21 protein-coding genes are annotated in these 24,885 nt (G+C 64.8%); 16 read left to right on the top strand and 5 right to left on the bottom strand.

Features of this window, described 5'->3' with window-relative positions; all coding sequences use genetic code 11:
• Window positions 1–234: 234 nt before the first annotated feature.
• Window positions 235–1,974, bottom strand: coding sequence for an ATP-binding protein (locus XH80_RS39060; protein WP_271603209.1), 1,740 nt, complete (start codon window positions 1,972–1,974; stop codon window positions 235–237).
• Between the two features lie 363 nt (window positions 1,975–2,337).
• On the opposite strand from XH80_RS39060, the gene XH80_RS39055 reads away from it, so the two are divergent.
• Window positions 2,338–3,306 carry a catechol 2,3-dioxygenase gene (locus XH80_RS39055; RefSeq protein ID WP_220001893.1) on the top strand — a complete coding sequence of 323 codons (969 nt, stop codon included), beginning with the start codon at window positions 2,338–2,340 and terminating at the stop codon, window positions 3,304–3,306.
• A 1-nt stretch (window position 3,307) separates the two neighbouring features.
• On the opposite strand, the gene XH80_RS39050 is transcribed toward XH80_RS39055, so the two are convergent.
• Together XH80_RS39050 and XH80_RS39045 are read right to left on the bottom strand one after the other, a co-directional pair.
• Window positions 3,308–6,823: a molybdopterin cofactor-binding domain-containing protein gene (locus tag XH80_RS39050; RefSeq protein ID WP_271603208.1), complete on the bottom strand. Its 3,516-nt coding sequence runs from the start codon at window positions 6,821–6,823 to the stop codon at window positions 3,308–3,310.
• Window positions 6,823–7,305 carry a (2Fe-2S)-binding protein gene (locus XH80_RS39045; RefSeq protein ID WP_271603207.1) on the bottom strand — a complete coding sequence of 161 codons (483 nt, stop codon included), beginning with the start codon at window positions 7,303–7,305 and terminating at the stop codon, window positions 6,823–6,825. The genes XH80_RS39050 and XH80_RS39045 overlap by 1 nt, the downstream gene beginning before the upstream one ends.
• Before the next feature lie 244 nt (window positions 7,306–7,549).
• Between XH80_RS39045 and XH80_RS39040 the strand changes: the two genes are divergently transcribed.
• The 8 genes from XH80_RS39040 to XH80_RS39005 all read left to right on the top strand — a co-directional run bounded on the left by XH80_RS39040 (window position 7,550) and on the right by XH80_RS39005 (window position 15,743).
• On the top strand, window positions 7,550–9,007 hold the full coding sequence (locus tag XH80_RS39040; protein ID WP_271603206.1) for a 6-hydroxynicotinate reductase: 1,458 nt from the start codon (window positions 7,550–7,552) through the stop codon (window positions 9,005–9,007).
• On the top strand, window positions 9,004–9,900 hold the full coding sequence (locus tag XH80_RS39035) for a UPF0280 family protein (RefSeq protein ID WP_271603205.1): 897 nt from the start codon (window positions 9,004–9,006) through the stop codon (window positions 9,898–9,900). The genes XH80_RS39040 and XH80_RS39035 overlap by 4 nt, the downstream gene beginning before the upstream one ends.
• A 15-nt stretch (window positions 9,901–9,915) precedes the next feature.
• Window positions 9,916–10,500, top strand: coding sequence for an amino acid synthesis family protein (locus XH80_RS39030; RefSeq protein WP_271603204.1), 585 nt, complete (start codon window positions 9,916–9,918; stop codon window positions 10,498–10,500).
• Window positions 10,501–10,549: 49 nt separating this feature from the next.
• Window positions 10,550–11,752, top strand: coding sequence for an ABC transporter substrate-binding protein (locus tag XH80_RS39025; protein ID WP_271603203.1), 1,203 nt, complete (start codon window positions 10,550–10,552; stop codon window positions 11,750–11,752).
• 144 nt (window positions 11,753–11,896) lie between these two features.
• Window positions 11,897–13,786, top strand: coding sequence for an ABC transporter permease (locus XH80_RS39020; protein ID WP_271603202.1), 1,890 nt, complete (start codon window positions 11,897–11,899; stop codon window positions 13,784–13,786).
• Complete coding sequence (locus XH80_RS39015; RefSeq protein ID WP_271603201.1) at window positions 13,783–14,574, top strand: ABC transporter ATP-binding protein; 792 nt, start codon at window positions 13,783–13,785, stop codon at window positions 14,572–14,574. The genes XH80_RS39020 and XH80_RS39015 overlap by 4 nt, the downstream gene beginning before the upstream one ends.
• A complete protein-coding gene (locus XH80_RS39010) occupies window positions 14,571–15,275 on the top strand; it encodes an ABC transporter ATP-binding protein (protein WP_057758333.1) in 705 nt (234 codons plus the stop codon). Before XH80_RS39015 ends, XH80_RS39010 begins: the two co-directional genes overlap by 4 nt.
• A 12-nt stretch (window positions 15,276–15,287) precedes the next feature.
• On the top strand, window positions 15,288–15,743 hold the full coding sequence (locus tag XH80_RS39005) for a MarR family winged helix-turn-helix transcriptional regulator (protein ID WP_220001903.1): 456 nt from the start codon (window positions 15,288–15,290) through the stop codon (window positions 15,741–15,743).
• A gap of 272 nt (window positions 15,744–16,015) precedes the next feature.
• Here XH80_RS39005 and XH80_RS39000 read toward each other — a convergent pair whose 3' ends face one another.
• On the bottom strand, window positions 16,016–17,212 hold the full coding sequence (locus XH80_RS39000; RefSeq protein WP_271603200.1) for an amidohydrolase family protein: 1,197 nt from the start codon (window positions 17,210–17,212) through the stop codon (window positions 16,016–16,018).
• A 158-nt stretch (window positions 17,213–17,370) separates the two neighbouring features.
• On the opposite strand from XH80_RS39000, the gene XH80_RS38995 reads away from it, so the two are divergent.
• The 3 genes from XH80_RS38995 to XH80_RS38985 all read left to right on the top strand — a co-directional run bounded on the left by XH80_RS38995 (window position 17,371) and on the right by XH80_RS38985 (window position 19,959).
• The gene (locus XH80_RS38995) at window positions 17,371–18,144 is read left to right on the top strand and encodes a ferredoxin--NADP reductase (RefSeq protein ID WP_271603199.1); all 774 of its coding nucleotides are present in this window, start codon (window positions 17,371–17,373) and stop codon (window positions 18,142–18,144) included.
• 106 nt (window positions 18,145–18,250) lie between these two features.
• Window positions 18,251–18,577 carry a hypothetical protein gene (locus XH80_RS38990; protein WP_057758324.1) on the top strand — a complete coding sequence of 109 codons (327 nt, stop codon included), beginning with the start codon at window positions 18,251–18,253 and terminating at the stop codon, window positions 18,575–18,577.
• 74 nt (window positions 18,578–18,651) lie between these two features.
• Entirely contained in the window at window positions 18,652–19,959 is a 1,308-nt protein-coding gene (locus XH80_RS38985) for a cytochrome P450 (RefSeq protein WP_271603198.1), read from the top strand.
• Here the strand turns inward: XH80_RS38985 and XH80_RS38980 are convergent.
• A complete protein-coding gene (locus tag XH80_RS38980) occupies window positions 19,860–21,110 on the bottom strand; it encodes a DUF763 domain-containing protein (RefSeq protein WP_271603197.1) in 1,251 nt (416 codons plus the stop codon). The genes XH80_RS38985 and XH80_RS38980 overlap by 100 nt on opposite strands.
• A gap of 121 nt (window positions 21,111–21,231) precedes the next feature.
• Here XH80_RS38980 and XH80_RS38975 point away from each other — a divergent pair, with 121 nt between their 5' ends.
• The 4 genes from XH80_RS38975 to XH80_RS38960 all read left to right on the top strand — a co-directional run bounded on the left by XH80_RS38975 (window position 21,232) and on the right by XH80_RS38960 (window position 24,872).
• Window positions 21,232–22,377 (top strand): mechanosensitive ion channel family protein, encoded by a 1,146-nt coding sequence (locus XH80_RS38975; RefSeq protein WP_271603196.1) that lies wholly within the window; start codon window positions 21,232–21,234, stop codon window positions 22,375–22,377.
• Between the two features lie 106 nt (window positions 22,378–22,483).
• Window positions 22,484–23,194, top strand: a complete 711-nt coding sequence (locus XH80_RS38970; RefSeq protein WP_271603195.1) for a TetR/AcrR family transcriptional regulator — start codon at window positions 22,484–22,486, stop codon at window positions 23,192–23,194.
• 29 nt (window positions 23,195–23,223) lie between these two features.
• The gene (locus XH80_RS38965) at window positions 23,224–24,108 is read left to right on the top strand and encodes an amidohydrolase family protein (RefSeq protein WP_271603329.1); all 885 of its coding nucleotides are present in this window, start codon (window positions 23,224–23,226) and stop codon (window positions 24,106–24,108) included.
• A 50-nt stretch (window positions 24,109–24,158) separates the two neighbouring features.
• A complete protein-coding gene (locus XH80_RS38960) occupies window positions 24,159–24,872 on the top strand; it encodes a PIG-L deacetylase family protein (protein WP_271603194.1) in 714 nt (237 codons plus the stop codon).
• Window positions 24,873–24,885 lie beyond the last annotated feature (13 nt).

Raw genomic sequence — 24,885 nt, 5'->3', positions numbered from 1 at the left:
TGGATTCCGGCTTGGGGGCGGGAAACCATAGTCGATGCGGACCGGGGCCTCAATGTGCCAGCAGCACGCCGATCGAAGAAGCGGCGCTGGCGCCTCTTGCACCGTCATTGCGAGCCACCGGGTCCGCGCGAAGCGCGGCCCGATGACGGCTCCGCGAAGCGATCCAGACCCTCTGCGGAAAGACTCTGGATTGCTTCGCTGCGCTCGCAATGACGACGTGGATAGAGCGAGGCCTTACCGCAGCGGCTTCTTCAGCAGCGAGAAGCGGTCGGGGTCGAGGCCCAGCGAGGGCTGCAGCATCGGTGTTTCGGCCGGCGCGAGCGTCTTGGCGGGCGGTGCGGCGAACACCGGATCGTTCGGCACGTCGCGTTGCGAGGTCGCTCCGCGCCAACGCTCGAGCACGGCGCCGACGAAATGCATGTCGTGACCGGCAGAGATCGACGGCACACTCGAAATGGTGGCTTCGCCGCGCGGCAATTGATGCGGCGGCACTTCCTTGAAGCGCAGGCGCGTCGGCAGCGCGACGCCTTCGCCGAACGCCAGCACCTCGCGGGTGCCGAGCGAGGGTACGAAGGACAACAGGTTCGCGGCCGCGTCCGAGACGGCGGCGCGCAGCAGCGCCTGGTCGCGGTCGTTGGCAAGACGCATCGTGAACAGCGTGTTGCACTGGGAGATGATGGTGGCGTCGAGCTCTGCAGGGCGCTGCGTGACCAGGCCGAGATAGACGCCGTATTTGCGGCCTTCCTTGGCGATGCGCGAGACCGCCTTGCGGGTCGGCCCGAAGCCGATATTGCGGTCGGCGGAGGCGTAGCGGTGCGCCTCTTCGCAGACGAACAGCATCGGCGAGACGCCGTCGCTCCACAGGCCGAAGTCGAACGCCATGCGGCACAGCACCGACACGACGGAATCGATGACTTCGGCCGGGAAGCCGGCGAGCTGCATCACCGTCATCGGCTTGCCATTGGCGGGCAGGCGGAACAGATGGCTGATCACTTCGGCCATGGTGTCGCCGCCGACATTGGCGTTGTCGAACATGAAGGCGTAGCGCGGATCGTTCTTCACGGCTTCGATGCGCGAGATCAGCTTATGATAGATGATGCGCGAGGAGCGGTTTTCCAGCTTGCCCATGCGCTCGTCGATCAGCGAGACCAGATCGACCAGACGGTACGGCACCGGCGTGTCGACGGTGAAGCCGATCTGCTTCGGATCGACGCGCTTCAGGCCAAGCCGGTCGGTGTTCTGATATTGCGTGTAGATGCCCTTGGCGATCGGGATCACCTCGGCGAGGACGTCGAGCTCCTCCGGCACGCCGGCGCGGCCGCCGAACAGCACGTCGACGATTTCCTCGAAATTGAACAGCCAGAACGGCAGCTTCAGGTTTCGCGGGTTGAGCACAAGCGCGCGGTCGCCGAAGCAGCGGCCATATTCGTTGTGCACGTCGAGCAGGAAGATGCGCAGGTTCGGCCTCGCCTTCAGGATCTCGTTGAGCAGCAGCGACACGCCGGTCGATTTACCGACGCCGGTCGATCCCAGCACCGCAAAATGCTTGGACAGCATTTCCTCGATGTCGACATAGGCGATGACCGAGCGGTCCTGCTGGAGGAAGCCGACATTGATCTGGTCCGACCCGGTCGGCGCGTAGATCGTGCGCAGCTCCTGGCTGGTGATCAGGTCGACGGCATCGCCAATGGTCGGATAATTGGTGACGCCGCGCTGGAATTTGGCCTTGTCGGCGGCGTTGAGGATTTCGCCGAGCAGGTCGACCGAGGCGATCGCGACGTATTCGCCGGTGCTCGCGAGATTCTCGCAGGACACTTCGGTGATCATGGCGACGATGACCGAGCTGGCGCAGCGGATGCTGACGAAGCGGCCGACGGTGGCCCGCACCTCCGAGATCGACATCTGGCTCTGCGCCAGAAGCCCGACCCGGGCGAGCGATCCACGTACCGAAATCACGCGTCCAAAGGATGTCACGATGGATGAACCTGAAAAGTCAGACTGTTTCTGCGACTATGCGGGGTGTCGCTGCACAAACGGTTAAACGGCAGCCGCGGCGGCTTTGTTAAATCCGCTACAATTCGGTGGCTAGAGTTGTTCCGAGTGCATGCTTGCTGCCGGAAACCGCCCGAAAATGCCGGTTTTCCAGGCCCTTGAGCCTCATTCGAATTAAGGAAAGTTTTACCATTCGGGCAGTCCGTCCGCCGTTGGGGAGGATGACCATTCGCAGTGGCGAGGCGGGGCTGCTCGTCGGCCGGCACGCACGGGTTTGTTGACGGGACCTAATCATTTGTACATTAGTACAAATGAGCCGCGCCCACCGAGGCTTTGGAGAACACCATGCAGCCCGAACCGATCCTCGATCTCGCTCATCTCGGCCACATGGAGCTGCTGACGCCGAAACCCGACGAGAGCCTGAAGTTTTTCGTCGACGTCATGGGCATGACCATCAGCGGGCGGAAGGGCGAGTCGGTGTACCTGCGCGGCTGGGACGATTACGAGCGCTATTCGCTCAAGCTGACGGCCTCGAAGACGTCAGGCATGGAGCATATGGCTCTGCGCGCGCGCAGCCAGCAGGCGCTTGAACGCCGCGTCGCTGCGCTGAAAGGCTCCGGCTTCGACATCGGCTGGATCGACGGCGACATGGGGCAGGGACCGACGTTCCGTTGCCGCGACCCCGACGGACACATCGTCGAACTCTATTACGAGACCGAATGGTATCAGGCGCCGCCGGAGCTGAAACCGGCGCTGAAGAACCAGGCGCAGCGCTTTCCCGCGCGCGGCGTCAATGTCCGCCGGCTCGACCATCTCAACTGCCTCGCCGTCGACATCAAGGCCAACCGCGAGTTCTTCGAGACCTATCTCGGCTGCCGGCTGACCGAGCAGATCGTGCTCAATGACGGCCGCGAGGCTGCGATGTGGCTGACCATGTCGAACAAGAGCTACGATTTCGCCTATTCGCTCGACCATTCCGGCACGCCCGGCCGCTTCCACCACGTCACCTACGCGCTCGACAGCCGCGAGGAGATTCTTCGCGCGGCTGATATCTTCCTGGAGAACGGCGTGCATATCGAGACCGGACCGCACAAGCACGCGATCCAGCAGACCTTCTTCCTCTATGTCTACGAGCCCGGCGGCAACCGCGTCGAAGTCGCCAATGCCGGCGCGCGCCTGATCCTCGCGCCGGACTGGAAGCCGATCGTATGGACGGAAGAGGAGCGCAAGAAGGGCCAGGCCTGGGGGCTGAAGACGATCGAGTCGTTCCACACCCATGGCACGCCTCCGGTGGAGATGAAGACGCGCGCTTGATTTAGTGCGTCGTTGACGATCTCACGCGCGCGATCGTCTCGCGCAAGCCGGTCCAGGCCGGCTTGTCCGGCGCAAACTGACCGCGCAGGAAGGTGACGAGCTCCCCGACCTGCGCATCGCTCATGCTATTCCCAAACGCGGGCATGTAGCCGAGGTCGCTCGATACGGGTTCGCTGATGCCCTGCAGGATCACCTGCACCAGATTGTCCGCCGTCGCGCTGTGCAGATTGCTGTTGAGCGCGAGCGAAGGCCGGCTGCCGAACAGCGGCAGGCCACCGACCTCGTGACAGACGGCGCAGGCGCCTTGATAGAGCCGCGCGCCGGTCGATGATGTCACGGTGACCTGGGTTGCGCTCTCGAGCTTCGTCGCGAGTGCGGGCGCATCGGCGACGGTATGGTTGAACGAGCCGAGATAGACCGCCATCGCGCGGATGTCCTGATCGGGCAGGGCCTTGAGATCCCTGATGATCGGCGCCATCGGGCCGGCCGCGACGCCGTGATAGCGCGAATGGCCCGTGCGCAAATAGGTGAACAGCTCGTCCTCGCTCCACGGGATCGGCGCGTGCGAGAGCGAGGTCAATGGCGGCGCCTCCCAACCTTCCGCAAAGCCGCCGGCGAGATAGGCCTGGTGTTGCTCGGCGCCGAGCGCATTGCGCGGCGAATGGCAGGCGCTGCAATGACCGAGGCTCTCGACCAGATAGGCGCCGCGATTCCATTGCTCGGACCTGGCGGGATCGGGCTTGAACTCGCGCGCCTGATGGAACAGCGCATTCCAGCCCGCGAGCAGCGGGCGGACGTTGAACGGAAAGGCGAGCGCGTTCGCGGGCGCTGTCGCGCGCACCGCGGGCTGGGCCATCAGGTAAGCGTAGAGCGCCTGCATGTCGGCGTCGCTGGTCTTGGCGAAGTGCGTGTAGGGGAACGCGGGATAGAGCTGCCGCCCGTCGCGGTGCAGCCCCTCGCGCATGGCGCGCTCGAAGGCGGGATAGGACCAGGCGCCGATGCCAGTCTCGACATCAGTCGTGATGTTGGTCGAATAGATCGTGCCGAACGGTGTCTCCAGCGCGCGGCCGCCTGCGTTGAGCACGCCGCCGAGGCTCGTATGGCACTCCGCGCAATTGCCGAGTGCGGCAAGCTGTGCGCCGCGTGCGACCGTTGCCGCGGAATAGACCGATGCGTCGGGACGTGCGATCGGCGCGATGGCACGCCCGGGCAGCAGCGCGGCGCCGATGCCGATCGCGGCGGTGCAGACGGCCGCGATCGTCGCGAAGACGCCGGCGCGTCTTGCGAAGGGATTCTCCCAGATGCGGGACGATTTTGGCGTCGCCGGCGCGGGCAGTACTTGTGGCTCCCGCGACGTTTCACCGTACAGGCCCTTCAGGATGCGTTCGGGCGTGAATGGAGGCTCGCGAAAGCGCACGCCGGTGGCATCGAAGATCGCATTGGCGATCGCGGCCGCACTCGGGACTGACGCGGACTCGCCGACGCCGAGCGGTGGCTGGTCCTGTCGCGGCAGCATCAGGACGTCGATCTTCGGCACTTCGGGGAAGGGGATGATCGGATAAGCACCCCATTCGCGCGCCGCCACGGCGCCCCGCTCGAACGAAACTTCTTCCATCAGCGCGCGGCTGGTGGACTGGATGACGTTGCCATGGATCTGGTGGCGTACGCCGTCCGGATTGATCATCAGGCCGGAGTCCTGCCCCGCGACGACGCGGGTGACGCTGACATCGCCGGTGGTCTTGTTCACGGCAACGTCCGCAACCCAGGCCGACCACGCGGCGCCATAGCCGGGGAATTTGCTGTGGACGTAGAGCGCGTAGGCAAAGCCGCGTCCGTGCACGATCTCGCCGTCCTTCTCCTCGCGCACCGGCCGCGGCGTCCAGCCGGCGCGTTCGGCCACCGCGTTGACGAGATCGACAGCGCGCTGGTCTTTCAGATAACGCAGGCGGTATTCGATCGGATCGACGCCGGCTTCGGTCGCGGCCTCGTCGATGTAGGATTCATGCGCAAAGGTGTTCGGCAGCGCCGAGACGCCGCGAAACCAGGACGCGCGCACGATCGGCGCCATGTCATGGGCGACGACGCGCATGTGGTCGTAGTCATAAGGCGGGATCGCGGTGCGGTCGCCCATTTGCAGGACCGCGGGCTCGGGCGAGATGCGCCCCGTGAGCAGCAGCGCCAGCGTCGGCGCTGCGTTCGAGGGATAGCGCGTGGCGAGGTCGTAGCCGGCGATGCCGCCATCAGCATCGAGCCCGCCATTGACGTCGATCAGCTGCGCGGTGCCCTTGGGCTCCCAGGCGTGCTCCTGCTCCCGCGTCAGCTGCACGCGCACGGGCCGACCGACCGCGCGCGACAGCAGCAGCGCATCCGCGGTGACGTCGTCGGCGCAGTTGCGGCCATAGCAGCCGGCGGCCTCCAGGCGGATGACCTCGACCTCGCTCTCGGGACGCTCGATCAGGAGCGCAAGATCGCTGCGCAGCACATGCGGGTTCTGCGTGCCGGACCAGACCCGGATATTGCCGTCCTGGAAATCCGCGACCGCGCAGGACGGGCCGATGGAGGCGTGCATCTGGTACGGCCACACATAAGTTCGTCGCATCGGCTTGGCCGCGCCCGAGATCGCCGCATCGACGTCGCCCTTGTCGATCAGCGTGCGGGGCGTCGACGGCTGGGCGCGCAGCGCGGTCTCGACATCAGCGAGATCGGTCAACGCCGGCGTCGGCTTCCAGCTCACCTTGAGCTGCTCGGCGGCGCGAATCGCGTTCTCCTCGCGCTCGGCGACGACACCGACGAAATCGCCGATGCGGACGACGGCTACGATGCCGGGAATGCCGCGCACGGAAGCTTCATCGACGGCGATGAGGCTGGTGCCGACGAACGGGCCGGCATCGACGCCGGAGTAGGGTGGGCGCACCACGCGGCCATGCAGCATGCCGGGCAGGCGGATATCGTGCACGAAGGTCAATTCGCCCGTGGCCTTGGCGGGAAGATCGACGCGCGGCAGCGACTGGCCGACGATGGCGTAGTCGCTGGCGGCCTTGACGGCAACGTCATCGGCCAGTTCGAGACGAATGGTTTCGCCGCCAATCAGCTCGCCATAGCTGACGCTGTGATTATGACCGCGCACCAGGCCGTCTTCGATCTTGAGCTCAGTCTCCGGCAGCTCCAGCCGGTCGGCCGCGCGCGCGATCAAGAACTGTCGCGCTTGCGCTGCAGCCTTGCGGAGCGGAACGGCCGTGATCTGGATGGTTTCGCTGGCGATGGTGGCGCCCTGGTTCGGTACGACGGCGGTGTCGCCGAGCACCACGATGACTCGCGCAAAGGAGACGTCTAGCTCTTCGGCGACGATCTGGCCGAGCGCGGTGCGGATTCCTGTGCCGAGATCGACGTGGCCGTTATAGGCCGTGACCGAACCGTCCGCGGTGATGCGGATGAAGGTTTCCGATGTGACCTCGTCCACCGTGCGGACGACGATGAGCGAGCCTCGCGCAGCTGCATTCGAAGCAAGAGAGGCCATCAATCAACGGCCTCGGCGAGCTGGCTCGAGGCGCGCATCACGGCGCGCAGGATTTCGACATGCGTGCCGCAGCGGCAGAGATTGTAGCGCAACGCCGCGAGCGCTTCCTGCTCGGTCGGCTGCGGGTTGATCGCGAGCAGCGCCTTGGTGGTCATGATCATGCCGTTGAGGCAGTAGCCGCATTGCGCGGCCTGCTCGTCGATGAAGGCCTGCTGCACCACGTCAGGCTTGTCGCTTGTGCCGAGGCCTTCGAGCGTCACGATGTCGCGCCCGGCGCAACCGTCGACCGGAATCACGCAGGAGCGGGCGGCCGCGCCGTCGATCAGGACAGTGCAGGTGCCGCATTCACCGAGGCCGCAACCATATTTCGGCCCGTTGAGTCCGAGATCATTGCGCAGCACGTAGAGCAGCGGCGTCTGGCGCTCCGCCGTGACGTCGTGGATCCTGCCGTTCACGGTGAGGCGGATCGGTGGCTGCGTCATCCTCGTTCCCAAACCCTGCGGTCGTAAAGTTTCTACGTCGCGACGATACCGTTTGTACACAAACGTGCAAGCCGTCATGCCGCAGTGCAGCGTGGCTGCCCGCTTTGTGGACAAGGCCGGGAGGCAAATGAGGTTTTATTCGGCAGGCGCGCCTTTTCGCGCGCGGCGCCGCTTGACAGCTATCGGGACCGCGCGCAACATCGTTCGTATACGAATGATAACCGCACGCTCTGCTGGCTTTGACATGGTGATGGAAACGACGAGCGCGGCCACCGACAAGATCCGCTGCGATGCCTGTCCGGTGATGTGCTACATCAAGCCGGGCGCGGCGGGCGCTTGCGACCGCTATGCCAACCACGACGGCAAGCTCGTCCGCGTCGATCCGCACGTCATTCTGGAACGTACCGTGTCGCAGGGCGGCAAGCTGGTGCCGTTCAGCCGCAGCGAAGACTGGGACGGCAAGCTCGTTCACGAGCCCTCGACCTTCGTGACCGCGATCGGCGCGGGGACAACCTACCCCGACTACAAGCCGGCGCCTTTCATCGTCTCCTCCGAGGTCGACGGCGTCGACATGGTGACTGTCGTCACCGAGGGCATCTTCTCCTATTGCGGCGTCAAGGTGAAGATCGACACCGACCGCTATCTCGGGCCGGAGACCGCGACCGTGCGCGCACAGGGCGAGGCGGTCGGCCACGTCACCACCAGCGAATACGGCTCGCAGATGCTGTCGCTCGGCGGCGTGCACCATCTGACTGGCGGCTCCAAGAAAGAGGGGCGCGTCACCTGCGACACGCTGATGGACCTTGCCAATTGCAAGGCGGTGGAGCTGACCATCGACGGCGGCGCCAGCGTTGTGGTGCAGGCCGGCCAGCCGCCGATCGTCAACGGCGTGAAGGAAGAGCGCATGCGCGTCGGCTGCGGCTCGGCGACGATCGGCATGTTCGCCAAGCAATGGCACGGCAAGGTGGATGAGGTCGTCGTGGTGGACGACCACATCACCGGCGTGCTCTCCGAGCATCAGGCGGGAAAGCTGCTCGACATCGCCGACACCGGCATCAAGATGAAGGGCCGGCGCTCGACGCCCGGCCGCTATTTCCAGGTCGCCGATCCCGGCACCGGGTGGGGTGGAACCAATATCTCCGATCCGCTTGCGATCCTCGGGCCGTTCGATCCCAAGGAGGCCAAGCCCGGCCTCTCGATGCTGATGGTGTCCACGACGGGCGAGCATTCGTCCTACTACGTGCTCGACGAGGCCTTGAAGCCGGTCGAGACCGAGATGCCGGCCGATTTGAAATTCACGGTCGAGCGCATCCAGGAAAATTGTGAGCCGGCGCTGTGCACGGTGCTGTTCATGGCCGGTGCGGGCGGTTCGCTGCGCGCCGGCGTCACTGACAACCCGGTGCGGCTGACGCGCTCGGTGAAGGACGCGCTGACGCGCGTTACCAGCGGCGGTGCGGCGGTTTATGTCTGGCCGGGCGGCGGCATCACCTACATGGTCGACGTGACGCAGATGCCCGCGGGCGCGTTCGGTTATGTGCCGACGCCGGCACTGGTCGCGCCGATCGAATTCACGATGAAACTGTCCGACTATGCCGCGCTCGGCGGGCACATGGATTATGTCAAGCCGCTGTCCGAGGTGAAAGGCGGCGACGATGTCCGTCAGCTGCCCTGGCAGCATCCGATCCCGGGACGACGGGCATGACACGGCTCCCGCAAATCGCATTGCTGTCTGATGGCCGGCGGCTGCATTTGCAGGATGGACCGATTGACCTGATCGTCGAGGCGAGGGGCCCGGCGCATCAGGTGCGCGCGGCCTATGAGGCTGCATCGCGGCGGTTCACCGGACTGCTCGATGAGCTCTGTACGGAACTGCCGGAGCTGCGCAAGGCCGCCGAGGCGCGAACTTCGCTGAAGGGCATCGTTGCGCGCCGGATGCATGCAGCTGTCGCGCCCTACGCCGCCGATTGTTTCATCACGCCCATGGCAGCAGTGGCCGGCAGCGTGGCCGAGGAGATTCTCGGCGCGATGCTCGGCGCCGCGTCGCTCGACCGTGCCTATGTCAACAATGGCGGCGACATCGCCCTGCATCTCGGGCGGGGCGAGCATTTTTCCGTCGGCCTGATGGATCGGCCCGACCGCGATGGCGTGATGCGCGCCATGAGGATCGATGCGGACGATCCCGTGCGCGGCATCGCCACCAGCGGCCGCCATGGCCGCAGCTTTTCGCTCGGCATTGCCGATGCAGTGACGGTGTTGGCGGCGACCGCCTCGCAGGCCGATGCGGCGGCGACCGTGATCGCCAATGCCGTCGATCTGCCCGGCCATCCCGCCATCGTCAGGCAACCCGCCAACGAGCTTCAGCCCGACAGCGATCTCGGCGCGCGTCTCGTCACCCGCGACGTCGGGGAATTGTCGCAAGCAGAGATCGGCGCCGCGCTCGAATCTGGCGCGGAATGTGCACGGCAATTGTTCGATCGCGGATTGATCGAGGGGGCCGTGCTCAGGCTTTGTGGTGATATGCTTGTCATCGGAACCAGGACCATAGAGGAGCAGCGATCGCGCCCGCTGATGCTGGAGAACGCGGTCGATGCCTGAACAGGGACGTGAAGCATGAGCGTGATCATCCGCAAGATCGTCACCGTCGTCGAAGAGACGCAGATGGAGATGGGCCGTCAGGTTTCGCCGCCGACCAGACGCGCGGCGGCGATCGCTGTGATCGAGAATCCCTTTGCCGGAAGATATGTCGAGGATCTCTCGCCGCTGATCGCGATCGGCGAGGAGCTTGGTGATTTGCTGGCGAAGCGCGCGGTGGCTGCGCTCGGCATCGATGGCGCCAAGGCGCACAGCTACGGCAAGGCCGCCGCGGTCGGCGAGAACGGCGAGCTCGAACATGCCGCCGCGATCCTTCATCCCAAGATGGGCGCGCCGGTGCGAAAAGTTCTGGGCAAGGGTGCGGCGCTGATTCCATCGTCCAAGAAGCGCAGCGGTCCGGGCACCACGCTCGACATTCCGCTCGGGCATAAGGACGCCGCCTTCGTGCGCAGCCATTTCGACGGCATGGAAGTGCAGATCAACGACGCGCCGCGCGCCAACGAGATCATGGTGGCCGTCGCCGTCACCGACAGCGGCCGTCCTTTGCCGCGCGTCGGCGGGCTGACGGTCGCCGAGATCAAGGGTGAAGACGGTTTGAAATAGAAGACGGCCTGAAACAGAAGATTTGGCGAGTTAAAAACTGGAGGTTGGGATGCGAGCAAGAAATTACGTCGTCGGCGCGGCCTTTGCGCTTCTGGCTGCCGGCATGGGCCATTCGGCCCTGGCGGAGGACATCAAGATCGGCGAGATCAACAGCTACTCGCTGCTGCCTGCATTCACCGAACCCTACCGCAAGGGCTGGCAGCTCGCGGTCGAAGAGATCAACGCATCTGGCGGCATCAACGGCAAGAAGCTTGTGGTCGTCTCCAAGGACGACGGCGGCAAGCCGGCCGATGCGCAGACCGCGGCCAACGAGCTCGTCTCCAGCGAGGGCGTTGCGATGCTGACGGGGACGTTCCTGTCGAATATCGGCCTTGCGGTCTCCGACTTCGCCAACCAGAAGAAGGTGTTCTTCCTCGCGGCCGAGCCGCTGACGGACGCCGTGACCTGGGCGAAGGGCAACAAGTACACCTTCCGCCTGCGTCCCTCCAACTACATGCAGGCCGCCATGCTGGTGGAAGCCGCCAGTAAGTTGCCGGCAAAACGCTGGGCGACGATTGCGCCGAACTATGAATACGGCCAGTCGGCGGTATCAGTGTTCAAGAAGCTGATGTCGGAGAAGCGTCCTGACATCCAATGGGTCGACGAGCAGTGGCCGCCGCAGGGCAAGATCGATGCAGGTCCGGTGGTGCAGGCTGTGGCGCAGGCCAATCCGGAGGCCATCCTCAACGTCACCTTCGGTCCCGACCTCGTCAAGCTCGTGCGTGAAGGCAACACCCGCGGCCTGTTCAAGGGGCGCGAGGTCGTGTCCTTCCTGACCGGCGAGCCCGAATATCTCGATCCGCTCAAGGACGAGACTCCCGAGGGCTGGATCGTCACCGGCTATCCCTGGTACTCGATCAAGACGCCCGAGCATGATGCGTTCCTGAAGGCCTATCAGGCCAAGTACAACGATTATCCGCGCCTCGGTTCGATCGTCGGCTACCAGACCATCAAGGCGGCGGCGGCGATCCTGGCCAAGGCCGGCTCGACCGATACCGACAAGATGATCGCGGCCGCCGAAGGCATCTCGATGCCGTCGCCGTTCGGCGAGATCACCTTCCGCAAGATTGACCACCAGTCGACGCTCGGCGCCTTCGTCGGCAAGACCGCGCAGAAGGACGGCAAGGGCGTGATGGTGGATGCTGCTTACAAGAAGGGCGCGGACTATCTGCCAAGCGATGCCGAAGTCGAGAAGCTGCGGCCGAAGGATTGACCGCGGTGCCGTAGGGTGGGTTAGCCCTGCAGATGCGCAAAGCGCATCTGCAGGGCGTAACCCACCACTTTAGGTGCTACACGCGAAAAGATGGTGGGTTACGCTGCGCTAACCCACCCTACGTCCACCTAACCCGGACCGCCGATGGCCTTTTACGTCGTACAGTTTCTGACCGGACTCGCCAGCGCAGCGTCGCTGTTCCTGGTGGCCTCGGGCCTGTCGATCATCTTTGGCGTGACGCGGATCGTGAATTTCGCGCATGGCGCCTTCTACATGATCGGTGCCTATATCGCCTTCACGCTGACCGAGCGCTTCTCCGGAGCGTTCGGCTTCTGGGGCGGGGTGGTCGCGGCGGCGTTGGCGGTCGCGCTGATCGGCGTCCTCGTCGAGATGGTGCTGCTCCGTCGCATCTATCACGCCCCCGAGCTATTCCAGCTGCTCGGCACCTTCGGCCTCACACTGATGGTCGAGGATCTCGTCGTGCTGATCTGGGGGCCTGACGATCTCGTCGGCCGCCGCGCGCCGGGCTTCAAGGGCGCGGTCGATTTCTTCGGCCAGAACATCCCGAGCTACGATCTGTTCCTGATCGTGCTCGGGCCCGTCGTGCTCGGCATTCTCTGGCTGCTGTTCCAGCGCACGCGCTGGGGCGTGCTGGTGCGCGCGGCGACGCAGGACCGCGACATGGTCGCCGCGCTCGGCGTCAATCAGAAATGGCTATTCACGTCGGTGTTCGCGGTCGGCGTCTTCCTTGCCGCCCTCGGCGGCGCGCTCCAGATTCCGCGCGATGCCGTGCATCACGCCATGGATCTGCGCATCATCGTCGAGGTCTTTGTGGTCGTCGTGATCGGCGGCCTTGGCAGCATCGTCGGCGCCTTCGTTGCGGCGGTGCTGGTCTCCGAGTTGAACGCGTTCGGCATCCTGATCTTTCCAAAAATTTCCATCATCCTGGTCTTCCTGGTGATGGCCGTGGTGCTGATCGTCCGGCCCTGGGGCCTGTTCGGCAAGCCGGAGGCGGCCGCGCGCAAGACGCCGGGCCTCACGGTCAATCCGTGGCGGCCACTGACGTCGAACGAGCGGCTGGCGTCGCTGGCGGCGCTCGTCGTCGCGGCGCTGCTGCCGCTGTTCGCGGGCAATTACGCGCTGACCGTCGGCTCCGAGATCGCGATCTTCGTGATCTTCGCCGTCTCCCTGCATTTCCTGATGTCGGTCGGCGGGCTGGCCTCGTTCGGCCACGCCGCCTATTTCGGCCTCGGCGCCTATGGCGTCGCGTTCCTCGCCAAGCTGGCGGGACTGCCGATGATTGTCTGCCTGCTGCTCGGCCCGCTGCTCGGCTGCATGGGGGCCGCCGTGTTCGGCTTCTTCGCGGTGCAGCTCTCCGGCGTCTACTTTGCGATGTTGACGCTGGCCTTTGCGCAGATCGTGTGGTCGATCGCGTTCCAATGGGTCAGCGTCACAGGTGGCGACAACGGCATATTGGGCGTCTGGCCCGCGAGCTGGGCTGCGAGCCCGTCGCATTTCTACTGGCTGGCGCTCGGCGTTGCGGCGCTCGTCACCATGGCGCTCAGGATCGCAGTGTTCTCGCCGTTCGGTTACGCGCTGCGCGCCACGCGTGACTCGGTGCTGCGCAGTGAAGCCGTCGGCATCGATGCCAAGCGCATCCAGTGGACGGCGTTCGTGATCGCGGGCACCACTGCCGGCATCGGCGGCGCGCTGTTCGCCTATCTGAAGGGCAGCGTGTTCCCTGATAATCTCGGCATCTCGCTCTCGGTCGATGCGCTGGTCATGGTGCTGCTCGGCGGCGTCGAAACGGTGTCCGGCGGGGTGATCGGCGCCATCGTCTACAAGGCGCTGAACATCTGGCTGGTGAGCCAGACCGATCTGTCCAAGCTCGTGCTCGGCGGCTTCATCGTGCTGATCGTCGTCGTCTTCCCCAAGGGCATCGTCGGCATGCTCGAGGTGCTGGCGCAGCGCCGCAGGAAGTCATCGCCGCCGGGATCCTCCTTACTCGCCAAGCCGATCGAGTCCGCCGAATGAGCCTTGCACCCCCACTTCTCGCGGTCGAAGGCCTGACCAAATCCTATGGCGGCATCCACGCCGTGCGCGGCGTCTCGTTCTCGCTGCGATCAGGCGAAATCCTGGCGCTGATCGGCCCGAACGGCGCGGGCAAGAGCACCTGCTTCGACATGCTCAACGGCCAGAACAAGCCTGATAGCGGCCAAGTGCGCCTGCTTGGCGAGGAGACCACGGGCAAGAAGCCGCGCGAGATCTGGCGCATGGGCGTGGGGCGCACCTTCCAGATCACGGCGACCTTCGCGACCATGACGGTACGCGAGAACGTGCAGGTCGCGCTGATCTCGCATGGCGGGCAGCTGTTCAATCTCTGGGGTTCGGCGCCTGACGTCGACCGCAACGAGGCCGGCCGGCTGCTCGAGCTGGTCGGCATGAGCGGCTATGCGGACCGGCCCTGCGGCGAGCTCGCCTATGGCGACCTCAAGCGCCTCGAGCTTGCGGTGGCGCTCGCCAACGATCCGAAGCTCTTGCTGATGGACGAGCCGACGGCCGGCATGGCGCCGCGCGAGCGCGTCGAGCTGATGCGGCTCACGGCGCAGATCGCGAAGGAGAAGTCGATCGGCGTGCTCTTTACCGAGCACGACATGGACGTGGTGTTCGAGCATGCCGACCGCATCATCGTGCTCAATCGCGGCACGCTGATCGCCGAGGGCTCGCCGGCCGAGGTGCGCGGCAATCCGCAGGTGCAGGCGATCTATCTCGGCGAGGGGCTGCTGTACGAGGGCGGGCATCGCGAGGGGGCCTCGGCATGAAGCTCGCGGTGCAAGACCTCAACAGCCATTACGGCCCTGCGCATATCCTGTTCGACATCGGTTTCGAGGTCGGTGAGGGCGAGGTCGTAGCACTGCTCGGTCGCAACGGCGCCGGCAAGTCGACCACGTTCCGCTCGATCGTCGGCCTCGTCGCGCAGCGCACCGGCCGCATCATGTTCGAGGGCAAGGACGTCTCGGCCAAGCCGACGCATGAGATCGTGCGCGAGGGGCTCGGTTACGTGCCGGAGGAGCGGCGCATCTTCACCGATTTGACGGTGGAGGAGAATCTCGAAGTCGGCCGCCAGCCGAAACGGCCGAATGCGCCGCACTGGGATCGCGAAAAACTGTTCGCGCTGTTTCCGAATCTGGGCGAAATGAAGAATCGTCCCGGCGGCCGCATGAGCGGCGGTGAGCAGCAGATGCTGACCATCGCGCGCACGCTGATGGGTAATCCATCGCTGGTGTTGCTGGATGAGCCCTCGGAAGGCCTGTCGCCGAAGATCGTGGAGCAGATGGTCGATGCCATCCTGACCATGAAGAAGGAAGGCGTCAGCATCGTCGTCTCCGAGCAGAATTTGCATTTTGCACGGCTGATTTCCGATCGCGCCTATATCATCGAGCGCGGCCGCATTTGCTTCGGCGGCACCATGGCCGAGCTTGACGCGCGTCCGGATATTCGTGACGCGCATTTGTCGTTGTGAGGGCGGGGACGGATGGCGAGAAGCGTCACGGCGAAGAAGAACGTCAAACCGGCAAAACCGCCTTATGTGCTCGACGAGCAGGTCGGCTTCATCCTGCGCCAGGTTTGGCAGCGCCACAGCGCGATCTTCTCCCGCGACATCGGCATCAACCTGACGCCGACACAGTGGGCGGCGCTGTCGAAGCTTGCCGAGACCGGGCCGTGCTCGCAGAACCAGCTCGGACGGCTGACCGCGATGGACGTTGCCACCATCAAGGGCGTGATCGACCGCCTCACGGCCCGCGGCCTCACCGAGACCAGCCAGGATCCCGAAGACGGGCGGCGGCTGCTGGTGAGCCTGACGCGCGCCGGTCAGCAGCTTGCCGAGAAACTCGCGCCGAACGCGATTGCGATCACGCGCGAAACGCTGGCACCGCTCGATGCGAAAGAGCGCGAGCTGTTGATGGCGCTGCTGAACAAGCTGCGGTGACGGTCCCGTAGGGTGGGTTAGCCGAAGGCGTAACCCACCATGTTTCCGCGAAGACTGAGCGAAGTTGGTGGGTTACGCCTCGCGGTCTGCGCTTCGCGCAGTCCACAAGGCTAACCCACCCTACGGCACTCTTGATGGCGTTGCTGAACAAGGTGCGGTGACGGTCTCGTAGGGTGGGCAAAGGCGCTCTTGCGCCGTGCCCACGTTCTTTGCGACTTACAAAAGATGGTGGGCACGCTTCGCTTTGCCACCCTACGGCACTATTTTCCCGCCTACTTCGCCACCACCTCCGGCACCCGCCCCGCAGGCGGTGTGTTGCGGCTGCGTTGCGTCCGCACGATGCCGTCGATGATGGTCATGCCGATGCCGGGGAGGTCGCCGAGCTGGACGCTCTCCAGGATATTCTTGCCGGGCGAGTGCTGGGCCTTGTCCATGATGACGAAGTCGGCGGCGCGGCCGACTTCGATGAGGCCGCAATCGAGCGCGCGCATCCGCGCGGTGTTGCCGGTGGCAAGGCAAAACGCGAGCTCGGCCGGCAGCTCGCCGATCGAGGACAGCATCGAGACCATGCGCAAGATGCCGAGCGGCTGCACGCCGGAGCCGGCCGGCCCGTCGGTGCCGAGGATGACGCGGTGCAGATCGCCCATCTCGCGCGCGATGCGCAGCGTGTAGAGCGCCGAGCGCTCATTGCCGTTGTGAACGATCTCGAGCCCGCGCTTGCAGCCCTCGCAGATGCAGCGGATCTGGTCGTCGGGCAGCGCGGTGTGGCCGCCATTGATGTGGCCGACCACGTCGGTATCGGCCTCCAACACCACGTCCTTGTCGATCAGGCCGGAGCCGGGGATCGAGGGGCCGCCGGTGTGAATGGTGCTCTGGATGCCGTATTTGCGCGCCCAGCCGACCATCTTGCGCGCCGTCGGGCCGTCCTTCACACCGCCGAGCCCGACTTCGCCGAGCAGCTTGACGCCGGCGGCGGCCATTTCCTTGAAGTCTTCCTCGACCATCTCGCATTCGATCACCGGCGCACCGGCGTGAACCTTCACACCGCCCGGACGCAGCGTCCAGAACGCGCGCTGGGCGAAGATCGCCATCGCCTTCAGCCCGACGACGTCGCGGGGGCGGCCGGGCATGTGCACTTCGCCCGCCGAGATCATGGTGGTGATGCCGCCATGGAGCGAGCTGTCGATCCAGTTGATCTGGTTCTGCCGCGGCGTCCAGTCGCCCGCGACAGGATGGACGTGGCTGTCGATCAGGCCTGGGGTGACCGTCGTGCCGTTGGCGTCGACGATGGTGGTCGCACCTTCGGTGTTGAGGTCCTTGTAACGCCCGACGGCTGATATCTTGCCGTTCTCGGCGACGATGGTGTCGCCGTCTAGAATGGGCTTTTCCAGCGCGCCGGACAGAATCAGGCCGATATTGCGGATCACCAGCTTCGAGGGTCCGGTGGCCTGGGGTGCGTCATGCGCCATGGAAAGGGCTCCTCATTCCCAACTGCAACGCTTTCGATCTTGGGCAGCCTTGACCGCGGGATCAAGCGGGATTATTCATTAGTATACGAATGATCGTATACAAACGACGCATAGCTGACCGCCTCGAGACCGCGTGAGAAGCGAAACGGAAGGGTGAGATGAGCAATTTCAATCAGGAAAGCGTTTTGAGCGTCCACCACTGGACCGACACGCTGTTCTCCTTCAAGACCACCCGCAGCCCGACCTTCCGTTTCCGCAACGGCGAATTCACCATGATCGGGCTCAAGGTGAGCGAGAAGCCGCTGCTGCGGGCCTACAGCGTCGCCAGCGCCAATTACGAGGACACGCTCGAATTCTTCTCGATCAAGGTGCCCGATGGTCCGCTGACCTCGCGCCTCCAGCATCTGAAGCAAGGTGACGAGATCATCGTCAGCCGCAAGGCCACCGGCACGCTGGTCATCGACAATCTGGAAGCGGGCCGCAACCTCTACCTTATCGGCACCGGCACAGGTCTCGCGCCGTTCCTGAGCGTGATCAAGGATCCCCAGACCTATGAGCGGTTCGAGAAGGTCGTGCTGCTGCACGGCTGCCGTCACGTCAGGGAACTCGCCTATGGCGAGATGATCACCGAGCACCTGCCGAAGGACGAACTGCTCGGCGAGTACATCCAGAACCAGCTGATCTATTACCCGACCGTGACCCGTGATCCCTTCCGCAACCGCGGCCGCATCACCGACCTCATTACTTCGGGCAAGCTGTTCACCGATATCGGCCTGCCGGCCATCGAGGCAGCCCATGACCGCGTCATGATCTGCGGCAGCCCAGCGCTGGTCGCCGACACCCGCGTGCTGCTGGGCGAGCGCGGCTTCGTCGAGGGCAACCATGGTGAACCCGCCCAGTTCGTGGTCGAAAAGGCGTTTGCCGAACGCTAAACGCAGCGTTTTCTCGCAATAAGACCGCATTTTCGCCTTCGGCCGGGCGTTGCCCCGCCGATTCGGCGCTTGATACACTGTGGGAGCGAATCAGCGGAGTTCCCACATGGTTGCGGACAGCGACAGCAACATCGCCTGGCACCGGGTTCAGTTGAAGAAAAACCGCGCCGAGTTGAAGGCGCTCGAGACCGCGCGCTTCACGATGGGCGAGATTGCGTCCTCCAAGCGCAGCGGCGAGACCCAGAAGACCATCGGGGAACTCAAGCGCAAGATTGCGCAGTCCGAACGCGTCATCGCCGAGCATGACAAGCGCACGCGCCGTCCGCTCGGCACCGATCTGCAAAGCCTCAGCAATGGCAGCTGGAGCCATTGGGATGCCTATACGACGCAGCAGCAGCGCAAGGCGGGGCCACGCTCGCCGGGGCGGGGATAGCCCGGTTCCGGCCCTTGCGCCGGTGGCTTCGCTCACCATCTGGTTGAGGCGCCACGAACCAATTTGGTGATCCCATGGCACCGCGCCTCGATTTCACCAGCGAGGCCTTCTTTCGCGATCCGCCGAAGGCCGTTGCCGCGCTGCGCGCGCAGGGCCCTGTGGTCGCCACGCATTTCCCCCTCGTCGGTGACGTCTGGATCACCACCACTCACGATGCGACGGCGCAAGTGCTGAAGGACAGTACGATCTTCACGCTGCGCAAGGAAGACGGCGAAATCGCCGGCCTGCGCTGGTGGATGCCGGGGCTGGTCAAGACCATCGCCAACAACATGCTGACGATGGACGAGCCTGACCATACCAGGCTGCGCAGCATTGTGGACGAAGCCTTTCGCCGCCGGGCCATCGTTGCGATGGAGCCGCGCATCCGCGCCATTGCGGATGGTCTGGCCGATGAGCTGTTCGCGAACGGCATCCCGGCCGATCTGGTTGAGCGCTATGCGCGCATTCTGCCCCTGTCGGTGATCTCAGAGCTGCTCGGCCTGCCGATGGCCGATCGTCCGCGCTTCATCGCCTGGGCCAATGCGATGTCTTCACTGACGAACGTCGTCAGCTTCTTTCGCTTGCTGTTCGCGTTCCGCAAGATGCGGACTTACCTCCAGGAACAGTTGCAGATCGCGCGCGAGCGGGGCGGCGAGGGCCTGATTGCCGAACTGGTCCAGGTCGAACGCGAGGGCGGCGAGATCACGCCGGACGAAATGGTATCGATGGTGTTCCTGCTGCTGGCGGCGGGCTCGGAGACCACCACGCATCTGATCAGCGGCTCGGTCTACGAGCTGCTCAGGAATCCTGGATTGCGGGACTGGATGGAACAGGACTGGAGCCGCGCCGCGCTCGCCGTCGAGGAGTTTTTGCGCTTCGTCTCCCCGGTGCAGTTTTCGAAGCCACGCTACGTGCGTAGAGACATCGAGCTTGCGGGAGTGCCGTTGAAGAAGGGCGATCGCGTCATGGTGATGCTCGCCGCCGCGAATATGGATCCGGCGGTGCACGAGCAGCCGGAGCGCCTGGATCTGGAACGCAAGCCGAACCGGCACATGTCGTTCGGGACGGGTATTCATTTCTGCCTTGGCCATCAGCTCGCGCGTATCGAGGCAGCCTGCGCGCTCGAGGCACTGTTCACCCGCTGGCCACGGCTTGCTCTCGCAGTCGATGCTTCGCAGGTTCACTGGCGCAAGCGACCGGGCCTGCGTGCGATCGCGAAGCTCCCGGTGATCGCGTCCGACCGTCAGCCCGTCGATTTGCGCGACGCCATGAGATCGCGCTCCCAGCCAAACACGGAACGGCCATCGAGATCGGGCGAGGCCTCACGCTCACCGGCGATATAGGCTTCGACCGATGGCCCGTTTGCGGTGCGCTCAAGCCGCCGGGCCTGGTCGTCGAGGCGCTTGATCGCCTGCATCTCTTCCTCGCGTCCGAGTTTCGCGCTTTGGATCGCGCCCTTCAGCACGCGGATGGTCTCGTCATAGACCTTGATCGGAACCGGATAGGGATGCCGGTCCTTGCCGCCATGGGCGAGCGAGAAGCGCGCAGGATCTTTGAAACGATAGGGTGCGCCATGCACGACTTCGGCGACCATCGCCAGCGATCGCACGGTGCGCGCACCGACGCCCGGCGTCAGCAACAGTTCAGGGAAATCGACCGGTCCGCGCTCGGCTGCGGCCGCGAGCGTGCCGTGCAGGCGGCGTGCGAACACGTCTTTCGGCCTGACGTCATGATGCGCGGGCATGATCAGATGCGGCAGCAGGGCCTGCGCCGGCTCGGGCGTCGTGCCCGAAAGCCGTTCGAATTCGGTGAGGATGCGATCGGGGCCGAGCTCGTTGAGCAGCTCGAGCTGCGCGCTGCGCGAGATGTCGGCGCGATGGTCGGTGAGGTTGACGATCTCGCCCTGCTGCGGCCCGTCGATGGCGCAGTGGGGCGCGTCGACGAAACTCTTTAACGCTTCAGAATGCCAGTGATAGCGGCGGGCCTGGCGCTTGTCGCCGTTCATGCCCTGCTGCACCACCGTCCATTTGCCGTCGGCGGTGACGAAGAAGCCGTGCAGATAGAGGTCGAAACCGTCCTGCACGGCGGCGCTGTCGACCTTGGCCACGAGGCGGCTGGCGCGCGTGAGCTTTGCGCCGTCGAAGCCGACGCGGTCGCCGAGCTGCGACAACTCGTCCGGCGTCTTGCGCGAATGCCGGCCGCGGCCGCCGCAGACATAGATGCCGAGCTCGTCCTGGAGCGGGCCGAGCCCGCGCTTGAGCGCCCCGATCACCGACGTCGTGATGCCTGAGGAGTGCCAGTCCATCCCCATCACGGCGCCGAACGACTGGAACCAGAACGGATGCGACAGCCGCTGCATGAATGCGTCGCGGCCATAATGCAGCACGATCGCTTGCGTGACGATGGCACCCAGCGATGCCATGCGGCTCGCCAGCCACGGCGGAACTCGTCCGGTGTGCAAGGGAAGATCGGCGCTGCCGGTTCGGCGAGTCATGATTGCCCACACATAGCGCAATTCGGCGACGGTTGCACCAGAGGGATGCTGCATTGCACTGGGCGTGGGAGCGAAGCCGCCGAAAGAGCGTTGGGTCGCCAACGCAATTGCGGGGACATGAATGAATCGCCAAGCCGTCATGACCGACATCGACAGGATGTTCGGGTGGATACCGTCATGGTTTATCGGTCTCGGCCTGGTCGCCGGGGCGATGCTGATCGCGCTCTCGTTCTATCGACTCGCAGCCTGGCTGCTCAATCGCACCTTCGGAACCCGGCTTCCGCTGCTGAGCGTGTTCATCGAGCGCACGGCGGGGCCGGCCCAGCTCGCGCTGTGTCTTGCCGCCGTCGCGCTGGTGCTGCCGCTCGCGCCGCTGGACGATGCGTTCCGCAACCCGCTGACGCGCCTGTTCGTGGTTGCCTTCATCGCGCTGATTGGCTGGATCTCGATCCGCATCGTCGACATGAGCGCGGCGCGCTATTTGCAGAATTTTCGCGACGTCAGCGAAAACTTCGTTGCGCGCAAGCACGTGACCCAGGTGCGCGTGTTCAAGCGCGTGACCGACATCATTATCGTCATCATCACGGTGTCGACGGCGCTGATGACGTTCGACTCGGTCAGGCAATATGGCGTCAGCCTGTTCGCCTCCGCCGGCGCGGCCGGTATCATCGTCGGCTTGGCGGCGCGGCCGCTGCTCAGCAATCTGATCGCGGGCCTGCAGATCGCCATCACCCAGCCGATCCGCATCGAGGATGCCGTGATCATCGAGAACGAGTGGGGCTGGGTCGAGGACATCGCCGCGACCTATGTCGTGATCCGGCTGTGGGACTGGCGCCGCATGGTGGTGCCGCTGTCCTATTTCATCGAAAAGCCGTTCCAGAACTGGACGCGCGACACGGCCTCCCTGATCGGCGTCATCGCGCTCCATGTCGACTACCGCGCCGACGTGCCGCGCATCCGGCGCTGGCTGGAGGGAGCCGTGAAGGAATCCAAGCTATGGGACGGTGCGGTGGTCAATCTCCAGGTGATCGATGCGGACCAGCGCACCATCGAGTTGCGCGCGCTGGTCAGCGCGCGCAACGCGCCGCAATCCTGGGACCTGCGCTGCGAGGTCAGGGAGAAGCTGATCGCCTTCATCCGCGACGAGATGCCGGAGGCACTGCCGCGCGAGCGCGCCATCTTGATCCCGCAGGGTGGGGGCGATGATGCCGAGTTGCTCCGGCGTCCGGCCGCGCCGGAGAAGATGCGGGCGGGCGCGCACAACTGAGAGGAGAGCCTCGCTGAGTGCGGATGTCGGCAGCCTTCAGCTTTCCGGACGTTGCCGCTGGTTTTTGTTGACGAGACCTGTTCTTTTGTACGATAGTACAAATAGCATGGCACGCAAGCCCGCCAGCAAGGAAACGGCCCGCAAGCCGAACATGCGCGAGGCGATTCTCGCCGCGGCCGAGGAGCTGTTCGCCACCAACGGCTTCAACGCCGTCTCGGTGCGCGACATCGCGCACGCGGCCGGCGCCAATCCCGGCAGCGTCACCTATCATTTCAAGACCAAGGACGGCCTGCTGCTGGAGATCTACCGGCGCCATTGCGGACCGATGAACTTGCGCCGCTCGGAGCTGCTCGCCGCCGCCAGGCGCGTGCGCGATCTGCAGGACCGGCTGGAAGCCATCGTTCGGGCCTATGTGGTGCCGGCCTTCACCTCGGGCAGTGATCTTGCCGGTGGCGGCGCTCGTTTCACGCGGCTGCGCGCGGTGATGTCGGCCGAGGGCAACGACGTGGCGCGAAAGATCATTGCTCAGACGTTCGATGACACCAGCCACGCCTTCATCGACGCGATCCACGAGAGCCTGCCGCACATTCCGCGCACCGACATCGTCTGGCGCAGCCACTTCCTGCTCGGCGCGCTTTACTACTCGCTCGTGACGCCCGAACGTGTCTCGCGCCTGTCGCGCGGCGAGGCCGACGGCAGCGATGCCGCCAATGCCATCGAGCAGATGGTGCAGGCGACCGTGGCCGCGTTCCAGGCGCCAGCGCTGGATCAGGCCGTGCCGGCGCGGCGGCCGACTGTCGCAAGCAACAAGACTTGAAAGAAACGTCTCGCTCGGCGGTTCAAGTGATGACGATGACGTACACGCCCACCATTCCACCGCCCGATCCCAACACGCGCACGCCAAAGTTCAGGCTGCCGAAACTGTCCTGCGACGCGCATTGCCACATCTTCGGCCCCGGCGCGAAATATCCTTACGCGCCCGACCGATCCTACACGCCTCCGGATGCGCCGCTCGAGGACTTCAAGGCGTTGCACGCCAAGCTCGGCGTCGAGCGCGCGGTCATCGTCAATGCCAGCGTGCACGGCACCGACAACACGGTGGCGCTCGACGCCATCGCGCAGAGCAACGGCGCCTACCGCGCGGTCGCCAATATCGACGACACCATCACCGAGCGGGGCTTGCGCGTGCTGCACGAAGGCGGCTTCCGCGGCTGCCGTTTCAATTTCGTCCGCCATCTCGGCGGCGTGCCCGACAAGCGCGTTTTCGACCGCATCGTCGCGATGGTGACGCCGCTCGGCTGGCACATCGATCTGCATTTCGATGCGATCGATCTGCCTGACTATGCCGACATGCTGACCAGGCTGCCGCTGAGCTACACGATCGACCATATGGGGCGGGTCAAGGCCGCCGAAGGGCTCGACCAGCTCCCGTTCAAAATCCTGATCGAGCTGCTGTGGCGCGATGAAAAATGCTGGGTCAAGATCTGCGGCTCGGAGCGTGTGTCCTCGGCCGGTCCGCCCTTCACCGATGCCGTGCCTTTCGCGCGAAAGATCGTCGAGACCGCACCGGACCGCGTCATCTGGGGCACCGACTGGCCGCATCCCAACGTCAAGGTGATGCCGAATGACGGCGATCTTGTCGACCTGATCCCGCTGTTCGCGCCGGAGCCGAAGCTCCAGCAAAAGATCCTGGTCGATAATCCCGCGCGCCTGTTTGGATTCGACGGATGACCACGGTGGCGATCGACAGGGCGTCTACTTCAGAAGAGGGGAGTTCTCCCATGAAAACCGGTCTCGTGATCACCGCCCATCCCGGCGATTTCGTCTGGCGTGCCGGCGGCGCCATCGCGCTGCATGCGAAGAAGGGCTATCGCATGAAGATCGTCTGCCTGTCCTTTGGCGAGCGCGGCGAGAGCCAGTTCGCCTGGAAGGAGAAGGGCGCGACGCTGCAATCGGTCAAGGCCGGCCGCAAGGACGAGGCGGAGCGGGCGGCAAAGCTGCTGGGTGCCGAGATCGAATTTTTCGATTGCGGCGACTATCCGCTCAAGCTGACCGAGGCGCATTTCGACCGCATGGTCGACATCTACCGCGAACTCAATCCGAGCTTCGTGCTGACGCACGCGCTGGAAGACCCCTACAATTTCGACCATCCGAACGCGGCGCATTTCGCCCAGGAGACGCGCGTGGTCGCGCAGGCGATGGGCCATAAGCCCGGCGCGCAGTACAAATATTCCGCGCCACCGGTGTTCCTGTTCGAGCCGCACCAGCCCGAGCAGTGCAATTACAAGCCGGACCTGCTGCTCAAGATCGACGAGGTCTGGAAGGAGAAATACGAGGCGTTTCAGATCCTCGCCGCGCAAAAACATCTCTGGGGTTATTACGAGCGCGTCGCGCTCAACCGCGGCATCCAGGGCAGCCGCAACACGGGCGTGCCCATGACCTATGGCGAAGCCTATCAGCGCCTGTTTCCGACGGTTGCGGAGGAGCTGGCATGAAGCCGGTCCTCGT

This window comes from Bradyrhizobium sp. CCBAU 45384, assembly GCF_028128665.1.
GTDB lineage: Bacteria > Pseudomonadota > Alphaproteobacteria > Rhizobiales > Xanthobacteraceae > Bradyrhizobium > Bradyrhizobium manausense.
This window is presented reverse-complemented; position numbering and strand designations above follow the sequence as displayed.

Coding starts and splice junctions, on each gene's coding strand:
- XH80_RS39055 (WP_220001893.1), top strand. CDS start 2,338: ATGCAGCCCGAACCGATCCTCGATCTCGCTCATCTCGGCCACATGGAG.
- XH80_RS39045 (WP_271603207.1), bottom strand. CDS start 7,305: ATGACGCAGCCACCGATCCGCCTCACCGTGAACGGCAGGATCCACGAC.
- XH80_RS39025 (WP_271603203.1), top strand. CDS start 10,550: ATGCGAGCAAGAAATTACGTCGTCGGCGCGGCCTTTGCGCTTCTGGCT.
- XH80_RS39040 (WP_271603206.1), top strand. CDS start 7,550: ATGGTGATGGAAACGACGAGCGCGGCCACCGACAAGATCCGCTGCGAT.
- XH80_RS39015 (WP_271603201.1), top strand. CDS start 13,783: ATGAGCCTTGCACCCCCACTTCTCGCGGTCGAAGGCCTGACCAAATCC.
- XH80_RS38975 (WP_271603196.1), top strand. CDS start 21,232: ATGAATCGCCAAGCCGTCATGACCGACATCGACAGGATGTTCGGGTGG.
- XH80_RS38960 (WP_271603194.1), top strand. CDS start 24,159: ATGAAAACCGGTCTCGTGATCACCGCCCATCCCGGCGATTTCGTCTGG.
- XH80_RS39005 (WP_220001903.1), top strand. CDS start 15,288: ATGGCGAGAAGCGTCACGGCGAAGAAGAACGTCAAACCGGCAAAACCG.
- XH80_RS39020 (WP_271603202.1), top strand. CDS start 11,897: ATGGCCTTTTACGTCGTACAGTTTCTGACCGGACTCGCCAGCGCAGCG.
- XH80_RS38965 (WP_271603329.1), top strand. CDS start 23,224: ATGACGATGACGTACACGCCCACCATTCCACCGCCCGATCCCAACACG.
- XH80_RS39000 (WP_271603200.1), bottom strand. CDS start 17,212: ATGGCGCATGACGCACCCCAGGCCACCGGACCCTCGAAGCTGGTGATC.
- XH80_RS39035 (WP_271603205.1), top strand. CDS start 9,004: ATGACACGGCTCCCGCAAATCGCATTGCTGTCTGATGGCCGGCGGCTG.
- XH80_RS39010 (WP_057758333.1), top strand. CDS start 14,571: ATGAAGCTCGCGGTGCAAGACCTCAACAGCCATTACGGCCCTGCGCAT.
- XH80_RS38995 (WP_271603199.1), top strand. CDS start 17,371: ATGAGCAATTTCAATCAGGAAAGCGTTTTGAGCGTCCACCACTGGACC.
- XH80_RS39050 (WP_271603208.1), bottom strand. CDS start 6,823: ATGGCCTCTCTTGCTTCGAATGCAGCTGCGCGAGGCTCGCTCATCGTC.
- XH80_RS39030 (WP_271603204.1), top strand. CDS start 9,916: ATGAGCGTGATCATCCGCAAGATCGTCACCGTCGTCGAAGAGACGCAG.
- XH80_RS38990 (WP_057758324.1), top strand. CDS start 18,251: ATGGTTGCGGACAGCGACAGCAACATCGCCTGGCACCGGGTTCAGTTG.
- XH80_RS38970 (WP_271603195.1), top strand. CDS start 22,484: ATGGCACGCAAGCCCGCCAGCAAGGAAACGGCCCGCAAGCCGAACATG.
- XH80_RS38980 (WP_271603197.1), bottom strand. CDS start 21,110: ATGACTCGCCGAACCGGCAGCGCCGATCTTCCCTTGCACACCGGACGA.
- XH80_RS38985 (WP_271603198.1), top strand. CDS start 18,652: ATGGCACCGCGCCTCGATTTCACCAGCGAGGCCTTCTTTCGCGATCCG.